The organism is Zavarzinia sp. (assembly GCF_049306435.1).
In the GTDB taxonomy this organism is placed as follows: Bacteria; Pseudomonadota; Alphaproteobacteria; order Zavarziniales; family Zavarziniaceae; genus Zavarzinia.
On record NZ_JBAQRT010000358.1, the window covers coordinates 1 to 11,914 of the forward strand.

The following is an 11,914-nucleotide window of genomic DNA, read 5'->3' on the forward strand; positions in this document are numbered from 1 at the left end:
GCGTCGCCCTGGCCGCCCGGCATTTCGTGCTCGATGATCTGGCGGCCGGCCGGCTGGCGCAGCCCTATCCCCTGTCGGTGCCGGCCCCGGACGGCCATTGGCTGGTCCAGCACAAGGGCCGGGCGAAGGGGGAGGCGCTTCGCCGTTTCCTGACCTGGGTCAAGGCCGCGGCGGCCTGAGCGCGCCAGGATGGCGGGGCCGCGCCGCCATCGAGGAGACCACCGTGAAGACCCTGCCCATGGCCCATGTCTATCAGATGCTCGAACCCGGCCCCGTCGCCCTGCTGGTGACGGCGCGGGACGGCAAAGCCAATGTCATGACCATGTCCTGGCACATGATGGTCGAGTTCGAGCCCCCGCGCATCGCCTGCATCGTCAGCGGCGCCGACCACAGTTTCACCGCGTTGCGCGAGACCGGGGAATGCGTGATCGCCGTGCCGCCCGCCTCGATGGCGGAGCGGGTGGTCGAGATCGGCAATTGCTCGGGCCGTGATGTCGACAAATTCGCCCGCTTCCATCTGGAAACCAAGCCGGCCAAGCTGGTGGCGGCGCCCCTGCTGGCCGATTGCATCACCAATATCGAGTGCCGGGTGATCGACGACAGCCTGGTCGAGCGTTTCAACCTCTTCGTTCTCGAGGCGGTGCACGGCTGGATCAACCCGGCGCTGCGCGCCGCGCCGACGCTGCATCACCGGGGCTGGGGCGAGTTCGCGCTGGATGGTGAGATCATCCGTCTGAAATCCCGGATGCGTTGAAAATCGACAAGGCGAAGCCCCCCGAATTCGGGCAGGTTGACGAAGGGACCGGCAGACCTTAAGTGCTGGTCGGAGCCACCTTCAAACACAACAACAGATGGGGGAGAGTATGCTTGGATTGATGCAGGACAGGCCGCTCCTGATTTCGTCGTTCCTGACGTTTGCCGCCGTTTACCACAAGGACCGGGAGATCGTGACGCGCACGGTCGAGGGTCCGATCCATCGTTACACCTATGCCGATTGCGAGCGCCGCGCGCGCAAGCTCGCCAATGTCCTCAAGGGCCGCCTCGGTGTCGGTTTCGGCGATGTCGTCGGCACGCTGGCCTGGAACACCTATCGCCACCTCGAACTCTGGTACGGCATTTCGGGCCAGGGCATGGTCTGCCACACGATCAACCCGCGCCTGTTCCCGGAACAGATCGCCTATATCGTCAATCATGCCGAGGACAAGGTTCTCTTCATCGATCTGACCTTCGTGCCGCTGGTCGAGAAGCTGTTGCCGCGCCTCGGCAACGTGAAGCATTTCGTGATCATGACCGACCGGGCGCATATGCCCGCGACCTCGATCCCCGATGCCCTGTGCTATGAAGACATCGTCGAGGAAGCCTCGGACGATTTCACCTGGCCGGAGTTCGACGAGAATACCGCTTCGTCGCTCTGCTACACCTCGGGCACCACGGGCAATCCCAAGGGCGTGCTTTATTCCCACCGCTCGACCGCGCTGCATTCGATGGTCGCGAATAACGCCGATGCGCTCGGGATGCGCTCGTCCGACGCGGTGCTGCCGGTCGTGCCGATGTTCCATGCCAATGCCTGGTCGATCCCTTACGGCGCGCCCATGGCCGGTGCCAAGATCGTGATGCCGGGCGCCGCCATGGACGGCGCCAGCATTTACGAGCTGCTGGAAAGCGAAGGCGTGACCATGACGGCGGCCGTGCCGACGGTCTGGCTCATGCTGCTCCAGCATCTCGAAAAGGACGAGAACCGCGGTCTCTCCACCCTGAAGCGGGTGGTGATCGGCGGCTCGGCCGCGCCGCGCTCGATGATCGAGACCTTCGAGACCAAATATGGCGTCTCGGTCTGCCATGCCTGGGGCATGACGGAAATGAGCCCGCTCGGCACCCTCGGCTCGCTGAAGGCCGGCATGGACAAGCTGCCGATCGAGAAGCGCCTCGACATCCAGTGCAAGCAGGGCCGCGCCGTCTTCTGCGTCGACATGAAGATCACCGACGATCACGGCAACGAGCTGCCGCGCGACGGTGTCGCCTTCGGCCACCTGATGGTGCGCGGGCCCTGGATCGCCGGCGCCTATCTCAAGGGTGACGGCGGCAATATCCTCGACAAGGACGGCTACTTCGATACTGGCGACGTCGCCACCCTCGATCCCGAGGGCTTCATGCAGATCACCGACCGGGCCAAGGACGTGATCAAGTCGGGCGGCGAATGGATCTCGTCGATCGACCTCGAAAACGCCGCCGTTGGTCATCCCAGCGTGGCGGAAGCCGCCGTCATCGGTGTCGTTCACCCGAAGTGGGACGAGCGGCCGCTGCTGATCGTGGTCAAGAAGGCCGGCAAGGACATCACCAAGGACGAGATGATGGGTTTCCTCACCGGCAAGATCGCCAAATGGTGGATGCCGGACGATGTCGTCTTCGTCGACGAGCTGCCGCATACCGCGACCGGCAAGCTGCTGAAGACCCGCCTGCGCGACGACTTCAAGGACTACAAGTTCCCGGGGGTCGCGGCGGCGGAATGATCCGCCGCAGGGCGTCGCTCAGGCGTCGCCCGCCCGCTTCCATCGAATAGCACTCGATCGCCGCGGCCCTTCCGGCCGCGGCGATTTTCTGTCTGCGGGCATCGTCGGCCAGAAGCGCGGCGATCGCGTCGGCGAGGGCGGGTGCGTCGTCGATCGGCACCAGCACGCCGTTCTCGCCGTCGACGATCTCGCGCGGGCCCTCGCTGGCAGTCGAGACCAGGGCGACGCCATGGGCGAAAGCCTCGATGGCGACGATGCCGAAGGGCTCGTGCCGCGACGGCAGGCAGAACAGGTCGATGCCGGCATAAAAGGCGTCGCGATCCTCGATCCAGCCGGGGAAGGCGAGAAGATCGCCGAGACCGGCGGCGACGGCGCGGGCGTGCAGTGCCTCGCCCAACTCGCCCTTGCCGCCGAGGATGGCGCGAAAATCGATGCCGCGCCGGCGCAGGAGGCCCAGGGCATCGATATAGCAATCGAAGCCCTTTTTCTCGACGAATCGGCCCAGAGCGCCGATCACCGGCGGCCGATGCGCGTCGGGGCCATGCACCGGCACCTCGATCTCGACCATGTTCGGGATGTGGAAGACCCGGTCCGGGGCAACGCCAAGGGCGACCACCCTGGCGCGGAGGTCCTCGGTGATACACAGAACCGCATCGGCCTTCACCACCCGGCGGATGCTGTAGTTATGGGTGACGGCGATCACCGGCCAGCGCCCGCGCGACGCGGCGAGGCAAAGGCCGAGGGCGCGGTTGGAATGGGCGATCACCGCGTCCGGCGCGAGGCGAGCCATCATGCGGCGCAGGCGGAAGGCGGCAATGGGGTCCCATTCGGCGACATGGGGCAGGGACAGGCGCGCGGCGCCCCATGCGTCCAGCCGCGCATCGGCCCATGCGCCCGGGCGGGTGACATTGGTCACCCGATGGCCTTGCCCGGTCAGCGCGCGGTGGTAGTCTAGCGCCGCCTGTTCGACACCGCCCGCCTTCTTGCCCAGCATGACGTTCAGGATATGCATCTCGGTGCCTCTCGATCCGGCACCAGAGATGGCACGGCCCTCGTGTGCCGGTCAACGGACCGGCCGGTTTCAGGAATTTCACAGCATGGCTCAGACTTTCGATCTCGTCGTCTCGGGCGGCACGGTCGTCAACCAGAACGGTCGCGGCCTCGCGGATGTCGGCGTGATCGCCGGCCGCATCGCCGCCATCGGCGACCTGTCGCGGGCCGATGCCGGCCGCCGCGTCGACGCCACCGGCCTGCACGTCCTGCCCGGCGTGATCGACACCCAGGTCCATTTCCGCGAGCCGGGCCTCGAGCACAAGGAAGACCTCGCTTCGGGCTCGCTCGCCGCGGTCATGGGCGGCGTCACCGCCGTGTTCGAGATGCCGAACACCAAACCCTCGACGACGACGCCCGACGATCTCGACGACAAGCTGCACCGCGCCCGTCACCGCATGTTCTGCGACCACGCCTTCTATGCCGGCGCGACCGAGGACAACATGGGCGCGCTCGCCGCCATGGAAGCCATGCCGGGCTGCGCCGGGATCAAGGTCTTCATGGGCGCCTCCACCGGCTCGCTGCTGGTCGCCGAGGACGAGGGGCTGGAAAAGGTCCTGACCACCGGCCGCCGCCGCATCGCCATCCACGCCGAGGACGAGGCCCGCCTGAAGGAGCGGCGTGCCATCGCCGATTCGGGCGATGTCGCCGATCACTGCAACTGGCGCGATCCGGTCTCCGCCCTGATGGCGACGAAACGCGCCGTCGCCATCGCGCGGCGCCACGGCCGGCGCATCCACATCCTTCACGTGACGACGGCCGAGGAAATGGCATTCCTCGGCCAGCACAAGGATCTGGTGACGGTGGAGACCACGCCCCAGCACCTGACCCTGGCCGCGCCCGAGGCTTACCGCCGCCTCGGCACCTACGCCCAGATGAATCCGCCCATTCGCGAGGACCATCACCGCGCCGGCCTGTGGGACGCGGTCCGGGCCGGCATCGTCGATGTCATCGGCTCCGATCATGCGCCCCATACCGCCGAGGAAAAGGCCAAGCCCTATCCGAACAGCCCCTCGGGCATGCCGGGGGTGCAGACCCTGCTGCCCCTGCTGCTCGATCATGCCGCCAAGGGGGCGTTGACGCTGGAGCGGGTGGTGGACCTCACCTCCTCGGGGGCACAGCGCATCTTCGGCCTCGCCGCCAAGGGCCGGATCGCCGTCGGTTACGACGCCGACCTGACGCTGGTCGATCTCGCCGCGACGCGCGAGATCACGGCGGACTGGCTGGCCTCGCGCTGCGGCTGGAGCCCGTTCGAGGGCGATACCGTCACCGGCTGGCCGATGGCGACCATCATCCGTGGCCATGTCGTCATGCAGGACGGCGAAGTCACCGGCCCCGCCATCGGCGAAGCCCTGCGCTTCTCGGAAGTGCCTTCGGCTTTTGCTTGAGAGCACCCACCTCACCCCGGCCCTCTCCCTCCCTGAAGGGCGGAGAGGGAGAAGAAGCCCCCTCTCCGCCCGCTCGCGGGGGAGAGGGCGGGGGGTGAGGTGGGCCGAATTGCAGCGCAAGATCGGGGCAGCGTAAGCCCTTCCTCCGCGCCATTCTCCCGCCGTGACCCGGAGAGACGCCATGACCGCCAGACCTGAACTCGACCTTGATGCCTGCTGGCAGCGCCTGTCCGGCGCGGCGGATGATGGCCCCGACTTCTATTACGGCGTGGCGACGACGGGGGTGATCTGCCGGCCCGGTTGCCCGTCGCGGATGCCCCGGCGGGAGAATGTCCGCTTCTTCGCCGATCTGGCCTCGGGTCTTGCCGCCGGCTTCCGGCCCTGCAAGCGCTGCTGCCCGGACCAGCCGGCGGGGGCGGCGGCGACGCGCGCGCAGGCTGCGGTCGAGAAAGCCTGCGCCTTGATCCGTGACGCGCTCGAAGCGGGGGAAGCCGCGCCGACGCTTCATGCCCTGGCCGAGGCGGTGCATCTCTCCCCGTTCCATTTTCAACGCCTGTTCAAGCGCCTGGCGGGCATGTCGCCGCGCGACTATGGCGCCGGCTGCAAGCAGGGCCGGCTCGTCGCCGCCCTCGCCCAGGGCGATGATGTCGCCGGCGCGCTCTACGAGGCGGGTTTCGGCGCGGTCTCGGATGCCTACCGCGCGGTGAAACAGGCGACGGGCACGACACCCGCGAAGCTGAAGGCCGGGGATTTCGATCTGTGGTGGGCGACGGTCGAGACCGTCTTCGGCCTGACCCTGATCGCGGCGACCGAACAGGGCATCGCCGCCCTGTTCATGGGCGAGGACGAGGAGATCCTGGCGGCCGATCTCGTCCATCGCTTCCCCCGCGCCCGCATCAGCCGGGACCAGGCGCGTCTCGCCCCGCTGCTCGACGCCGTGCGCGCCCGGGCGGCGGAGCCCCATGCCGGCGGTGCCCTTGCCCTCGACCTGCGGGGCACGGCCTTCGAGATTTCGGTCTGGCAGGCGCTGCGCGCGATCCCCGTCGGCGAGACCAGGACCTATGGCGCCCTGGCCGCGGCGATCGGCAAGCCCGGGGCGGCGCGGGCGGTGGGCCGGGCCTGCGGCGCCAATCCCGTTTCGATCCTGGTGCCCTGCCACCGCGCGGTGGGGGCCGACGGCTCGCTCACCGGCTATCGCTGGGGCACGGCCAGGAAGCGGAAACTGCTGGAAATCGAGCGCGAAGCCGGCGGCTGAGGCCGATTTCCCCCCGTGTGGTTCCTTTTGGCAATAGGCGCCCGCCCGGTCTTTTGCTACGCAGCGAGACAGTGCTTGTTTGCCATGGTCCCTTTTGCAATAGTGCGCGCCTAACAAAGGGTCTGGTGGGGTTGGCGGAGGATTCCGGCGGCTGCGCCCGGCAAACAAGAAATCGGAAACTTCGGATCTGCACTCGGCGCTGATTTTTGGGTTGCGCCTTCAATCGGATCGCCGGGGAGCTCGGGAATAGACCTATGTCCATGGACATCACCGAACATCGGAAGACCTACTCGCTGTTCATGAGCCTGACCAAATGGTCGATCATCAGCATGATCGTCCTGCTGGTGCTCATGGCGATCTTCCTGGTTTGATTCCGAACGGGCGCGCGCCGGCCGATCAGGATCCGGCGCCGCGCCCTTTCACCTTTTCATAAATGCTCAAGTCTGGGGGCCAGATGAGGATTGCCATTCCAAAGGAAAGGCGGCCGAACGAGAAGCGCGTCGCTGCTTCTCCTGAATCCGTCAAGAAGCTGACCGCGCTCGGTGCCGAGATCGTGATCGAGACCGGGGCCGGTCTCGCGTCCGCGATCACCGATGCGGCCTTCGAGGCCGCCGGTGCGAAGATCGCGCCGGATGCCGCCTCCACGATCGCCGGGGCCGATGTCGTCTTTCACATTCAGCGCCCGATGCCGGACGAGATTCCGCATTTCAAGCGCGGCGCCGTGCTGATCGCCGGTCTCAACCCTTACGCCGACCGTGACAGCGTGAAGGCCTATGCCGATGCCGGCATCGATGCCTTCGCCATGGAATTCGTGCCGCGCATCACCCGTGCGCAGTCGATGGACATCCTGTCGTCGCAGGCCAACCTCGCGGGTTACCGCGCGGTGATCGAGGCGGCGGCGGAATATGCCCGCGCCATCCCGATGATGATGACCGCGGCGGGCACCGTCGCGCCGGCCCGCGCCCTCATCATGGGTGTCGGCGTCGCCGGCCTGCAGGCCATCGCGACGGCGAAGCGCCTCGGCGCCATCGTCTCGGCGACCGACGTGCGCCCGGCGACCAAGGAACAGGTCGAATCCCTCGGCGGCACTTTCGTCGCCGTGATGGACGACGAGTTCAAGAACGCCCAGACCGCCGGTGGTTACGCCAAGGAAATGTCCAAGGAGTATCAGGCGAAGCAGGCGACCCTGATCGCGGACACCATCAAGAAGCAGGACATGGTGATCACCACCGCCCTGATCCCGGGCCGGCCCGCGCCGGTGCTGGTGACGGCGGAGATGGTCGCGACCATGAAGCCGGGCTCGGTCATCGTCGATCTCGCGGTCGAGCAGGGCGGCAACTGCCCCCTGTCGAAGCCGGGCGAGACGGTGGTGACGGACAACGGCGTGAAGATCGTCGGCATCATCAATCTGCCGAGCCGGATCTGCGTCGATGCCTCGCAGCTCTTCGCGAAGAACCTGCTGAATTTCATCACCCCGCTGGTCTCCAAGGAGACCAAGCAGCTCGCCATCGACTGGGAAGACGAGATCATCAAGGCCTCCATCTTGACCAAGGGTGGTGCCGTGGTTCATCCCGCCTTCGTCGCGGCCTGAGAGAAGAGGTGACCTGATGGATCATTTCATTTCCCTGCTCTCGATCTTCGTTCTGGCCGTCTTCGTCGGCTATTACGTGGTCTGGAGCGTGACGCCCGCCCTGCACACGCCGCTGATGGCCGTCACCAACGCCATTTCCTCGGTCATCATCGTCGGCGCGCTGATCGCCGTCGCGGTGCCGGCCCTGGGGTCCGCGTCCTGGGCTTCCAAGATCTTCGGTTTCGTCGCCGTGATTTTCGCTTCGGTGAATATTTTCGGCGGGTTCATGGTCACGAGCCGAATGCTCGCCATGTACAAGAAAAAAGACAAGAAGTGAGGACCAGACGTCAATGAACGCCAATCTCGCTTCTCTCCTGTATCTCGTCTCCGGGGTACTGTTCATTCTCGCGCTGCGGGGCCTGTCGTCGCCCGCCACCTCGCGCTCGGGTAATCGTTACGGCATGATCGGCATGACCATCGCGGTCGTGACCACCCTGCTGTCCCATCAGGTGCTGCCGAACATCGACGCGCTGACGATCGGCATGATCGTCGTCGCGCTGGCGATCGGTGGCGGCATCGGCGCGGTGATCGCCAAGCGCGTCGCCATGACCTCGATGCCGCAGCTCGTCGCCGCGTTCCACAGCCTCGTCGGCATGGCCGCGGTGCTGGTCGCCGCCGCCGCCTATTACGTGCCGGAATCCTATGGGATCACCCTGCCGGAAGGCGGCATCAAGACCGGTTCGCTGATCGAGATGGGCCTTGGCGTCGCCATCGGCGCCATCACCTTCTCGGGCTCGATCATCGCCTTCGCCAAGCTGAACGGCAACATGTCGGGCGCCTCGATCCTGCTGCCGGGTCGTCACCTGCTGAACGGCGCCATCGCCATCGCGATCGTCGCCCTCCTGGTGATCCTCATCCTCTCGAAGGGCGAGGCGACCTGGGCGTTCTGGGCCCTGACCGCGCTGTCCTTCATCGTCGGCATCACCCTGATCATTCCGATCGGCGGCGCCGACATGCCGGTGGTCGTGTCCATGCTGAACAGCTATTCCGGCTGGGCGGCGGCGGGCATCGGCTTCACGCTGCAGAACACGGCGCTGATCATCACGGGTTCGCTCGTGGGTTCGTCGGGCGCGATCCTGTCCTACATCATGTGCAAGGGCATGAACCGCTCCTTCATCAGCGTCATCCTCGGCGGCTTCGGTGCCGACGCGGGTGCCGCCGCCGCGGGCGCGGGCCAGAAGGAAACCCGTCCGGTCAAGCAGGGCTCGGCCGACGATGCGGCCTTCATCATGAAGAACGCGGGTTCCGTGGTCATCGTCCCCGGCTACGGCATGGCGGTGTCCCAGGCCCAGCACGCGCTGCGTGAAATGGCCGATCTCCTGAAGGCCGAAGGCGTCAAGGTCTCCTACGCCATCCACCCGGTGGCGGGTCGGATGCCCGGTCACATGAACGTGCTGCTGGCCGAAGCCAATGTCCCCTACGACGAAGTGTTCGAGCTTGAAGACATCAACTCGGCCTTCCCGCAGTCGGACGTCGCCTTCGTCATCGGCGCCAACGACGTGACCAACCCGGCGGCCAAGACCGACAAGGCCTCGCCGATCTACGGCATGCCCATCCTCGAGGTGGACAAGGCCAAGACGGTGCTCTTCGTGAAGCGCGGCATGTCGTCCGGCTATGCCGGCGTCGAGAACGAGCTGTTCTTCCGCGACAACACCATGATGCTCTTCGGCGACGCCAAGAAGATGGTCGAGGAAATCGTGAAGGGCATGGCGCACTAAGCCGCGCCAAGCGCCCGCAGATCGGGGCCGCGCCGGGTGACCGGCGCGGCCCTTTTCGTTTGAGGGCAGGGCTATTTCCCCGCCGCCTGCTTTGGCCTATGGTCGCCGCCCTGAAACGAATCCGGGCAGACTTCATGGCCAACGAGAGCATCCGCATCGCACGCACCATCGCCGCCGAGATCAAGGCGACGCCCGAACAGGTGAATGCCGCGGTCGAATTGCTGGACGGCGGGGCGACGGTGCCTTTCGTCGCCCGCTACCGCAAGGAAGCGACCGGCGGTCTCGACGATGCCCAGCTCCGCACCCTCGAAGAGCGCCTGTCCTACCTTCGTGAACTCGCCCAGCGCCGCGCCAGCGTGCTCGACTCGATCCGCACCCAGGGCAAGCTGACCGACGAGCTTGAAGCGAAGATCGAGGCCGCCGCGACCAAGGCGGAACTCGAAGACCTCTACCTGCCGTTCAAGACCAAGCGCCGCACCAAGGCGGAAATCGCCCGGGAGAGGGGCCTCGGCCCCTTGGCCGACGCGATCCTGGCCGACCATGCCCTGGTGCCGCAGGAGCTGGCGGCGGCCTATCTGACCGAGGAAGTCGCCGACATCAAGGCCGCCCTCGATGGCGCTCGCGACATCATCGTCGAGAAGATGGCGGAAAACGCCGATCTGGTCGGCAATCTGCGCGGCTACATGAAGGACAAGGCCATCGTCCATGCCCGCCTCGTCGAGGGCAAGGCCGAGGCCGGCGCCAAGTTCAGCGACTATTTCGACCATGCCGAGCCCTGGGGCAAGGTCGCCGGTCACCGTGCCCTCGCCATGCTGCGCGGCCGGAACGAAGAAGTCCTGTCGGTCGATATCGAGATCGACACGGAAGCGGAAGGCCCGTGGAAACCGGTCGAGCTGCGCATCATGGGCGCCTTCGGCATCGACCCGCGCGGCAGCCTGCCCGGCGACAAATGGCTGGCCGATGTCGCGCGCTGGTGCTGGCGGGTGAAACTGTCGCTGCATCTGTCGATCGACCTGATGAACGAGATGCGCGAGCGCGCGGAGGAGGAGGCGATCCACGTCTTCGCCCGCAACCTCAAGGACTTGCTGCTGGCGGCCCCCGCCGGCTCCCGTGCCACCATGGGCCTCGATCCCGGCATCCGCACCGGCGTCAAGGTCGCGGTGGTGGATGGCACCGGCAAGGTGCTGGAGACGGCGACGGTCTATCCATTCCAGCCGAAGAACGATGTGCGCGGCGCCCAGGCGACCCTCGGCCACCTGATCCTGAAGCACAAGGTCGAGTTGATCGCCATCGGCAATGGCACCGCCAGCCGCGAGACCGACAAGCTGGCGGCCGAGTTGATCGGCGACCTGCCGGGCGACAGCAAGCCGATCAAGGTCGTCGTCTCGGAAGCCGGCGCTTCGGTCTATTCCGCCTCGGCGCTGGCCTCGGCCGAATTCCCCGATCTCGATGTCTCCTTGCGCGGCGCGGTCTCCATCGCCCGGCGCCTGCAGGACCCGCTGGCGGAACTCGTGAAGATCGACCCGAAGTCGATCGGCGTCGGCCAGTATCAGCACGATGTCGACCAGCATCGCCTGGCCCGCTCGCTCGATGCGGTGGTCGAGGATGCGGTGAACGCGGTCGGCGTCGACCTCAACACCGCCTCCGCCTCGCTGCTCGCCAGGGTCTCGGGCCTAGGCGCCTCGCTGGCGGAAGCGGTGATCGCCCATCGCAATGCCAATGGTCCCTTCGCCAGCCGCAAGGACCTGCTCTCGGTCGCCCGCCTCGGCCCCCGCACCTTCGAGCAATGCGCCGGCTTCCTGCGCATTCCGAACGGGGCGGAGCCGCTCGACGCTTCCTCGGTCCACCCGGAGGCTTACGGTGTCGCCAAGCGCATCGTCGCCGCCTGCGGCCGCGACCTGCGCAGCCTGATGGGCGACGCGAAACTGCTGAAATCCCTCGATCCGGCGGATTTCGTCGACGACCGCTTCGGCCTGCCGACGGTGAAGGACATCTTGTCCGAACTGGAAAAGCCCGGCCGCGATCCGCGCCCGGGGTTCAAGACGGCCAGTTTCGCCGAAGGGGTCGAGGAAATCTCCGACCTGAAGCCGGGCATGATCCTCGAAGGCACGGTGACCAATGTCGCCAACTTCGGCGCCTTCGTCGACATCGGTGTCCACCAGGACGGCCTCGTCCACGTCAGCCAGCTGGCCGACCGTTTCATCAAGGACCCGGCGGAAGTGGTGAAGGCCGGCGACGTCGTCAAGGTGAAGGTGCTCGAGGTCGACGCGAAGCGAAAGCGCATCTCGCTGACCATGCGGAAGGGCGAAGCCCCGCCCCGCGATGCCCGTCCCCAGCCGCAACCCGCGCGCGGCGACCAGCGC

The 11,914-nt window shown here is 66.7% G+C and carries 9 protein-coding genes and 1 pseudogene; 9 read left to right on the forward strand and 1 reads right to left on the reverse strand.

Annotated features, from left to right (window positions below; genetic code table 11):
• Nucleotides 1–223: 223 nt before the first annotated feature.
• The gene (locus WAZ62_RS20620; protein ID WP_422645417.1) at nucleotides 224–754 is read left to right on the forward strand and encodes a flavin reductase family protein; all 531 of its coding nucleotides are present in this window, start codon (nucleotides 224–226) and stop codon (nucleotides 752–754) included.
• A 121-nt stretch (nucleotides 755–875) separates the two neighbouring features.
• Complete coding sequence (locus WAZ62_RS20625; protein ID WP_422645418.1) at nucleotides 876–2,510, forward strand: 3-(methylthio)propionyl-CoA ligase; 1,635 nt, start codon at nucleotides 876–878, stop codon at nucleotides 2,508–2,510.
• On the opposite strand, the gene WAZ62_RS20630 is transcribed toward WAZ62_RS20625, so the two are convergent.
• Complete coding sequence (locus WAZ62_RS20630) at nucleotides 2,470–3,522, reverse strand: glycosyltransferase (RefSeq protein ID WP_422645419.1); 1,053 nt, start codon at nucleotides 3,520–3,522, stop codon at nucleotides 2,470–2,472. The genes WAZ62_RS20625 and WAZ62_RS20630 overlap by 41 nt on opposite strands.
• Nucleotides 3,523–3,607: 85 nt before the next feature.
• Between WAZ62_RS20630 and WAZ62_RS20635 the strand changes: the two genes are divergently transcribed.
• The 7 genes and pseudogenes from WAZ62_RS20635 to WAZ62_RS20665 form a co-directional block, all read left to right on the forward strand.
• Nucleotides 3,608–4,948 carry a dihydroorotase gene (locus WAZ62_RS20635; RefSeq protein ID WP_422645420.1) on the forward strand — a complete coding sequence of 447 codons (1,341 nt, stop codon included), beginning with the start codon at nucleotides 3,608–3,610 and terminating at the stop codon, nucleotides 4,946–4,948.
• A 181-nt stretch (nucleotides 4,949–5,129) separates the two neighbouring features.
• Nucleotides 5,130–6,203 carry a methylated-DNA--[protein]-cysteine S-methyltransferase gene (locus WAZ62_RS20640; RefSeq protein WP_422645421.1) on the forward strand — a complete coding sequence of 358 codons (1,074 nt, stop codon included), beginning with the start codon at nucleotides 5,130–5,132 and terminating at the stop codon, nucleotides 6,201–6,203.
• A gap of 254 nt (nucleotides 6,204–6,457) precedes the next feature.
• Complete coding sequence (locus WAZ62_RS20645; protein WP_109907104.1) at nucleotides 6,458–6,574, forward strand: aa3-type cytochrome c oxidase subunit IV; 117 nt, start codon at nucleotides 6,458–6,460, stop codon at nucleotides 6,572–6,574.
• An 83-nt stretch (nucleotides 6,575–6,657) separates the two neighbouring features.
• Entirely contained in the window at nucleotides 6,658–7,794 is a 1,137-nt protein-coding gene (locus tag WAZ62_RS20650) for a Re/Si-specific NAD(P)(+) transhydrogenase subunit alpha (protein WP_422645422.1), read from the forward strand.
• A gap of 34 nt (nucleotides 7,795–7,828) precedes the next feature.
• Nucleotides 7,829–8,110 (forward strand): annotated as a pseudogene (locus tag WAZ62_RS20655) (proton-translocating transhydrogenase family protein); the annotation flags it as partial.
• Between the two features lie 13 nt (nucleotides 8,111–8,123).
• The gene (locus tag WAZ62_RS20660; protein ID WP_422645423.1) at nucleotides 8,124–9,551 is read left to right on the forward strand and encodes an NAD(P)(+) transhydrogenase (Re/Si-specific) subunit beta; all 1,428 of its coding nucleotides are present in this window, start codon (nucleotides 8,124–8,126) and stop codon (nucleotides 9,549–9,551) included.
• A 134-nt stretch (nucleotides 9,552–9,685) separates the two neighbouring features.
• On the forward strand, nucleotides 9,686–11,914 hold a 2,229-nt coding region (locus WAZ62_RS20665), incomplete at its 3' end, for a Tex family protein (protein WP_422645424.1).

Coding starts and splice junctions, on each gene's coding strand:
- WAZ62_RS20640 (WP_422645421.1), top strand. CDS start 5,130: ATGACCGCCAGACCTGAACTCGACCTTGATGCCTGCTGGCAGCGCCTG.
- WAZ62_RS20650 (WP_422645422.1), top strand. CDS start 6,658: ATGAGGATTGCCATTCCAAAGGAAAGGCGGCCGAACGAGAAGCGCGTC.
- WAZ62_RS20645 (WP_109907104.1), top strand. CDS start 6,458: ATGTCCATGGACATCACCGAACATCGGAAGACCTACTCGCTGTTCATG.
- WAZ62_RS20630 (WP_422645419.1), bottom strand. CDS start 3,522: ATGCATATCCTGAACGTCATGCTGGGCAAGAAGGCGGGCGGTGTCGAA.
- WAZ62_RS20625 (WP_422645418.1), top strand. CDS start 876: ATGCAGGACAGGCCGCTCCTGATTTCGTCGTTCCTGACGTTTGCCGCC.
- WAZ62_RS20635 (WP_422645420.1), top strand. CDS start 3,608: ATGGCTCAGACTTTCGATCTCGTCGTCTCGGGCGGCACGGTCGTCAAC.
- WAZ62_RS20660 (WP_422645423.1), top strand. CDS start 8,124: ATGAACGCCAATCTCGCTTCTCTCCTGTATCTCGTCTCCGGGGTACTG.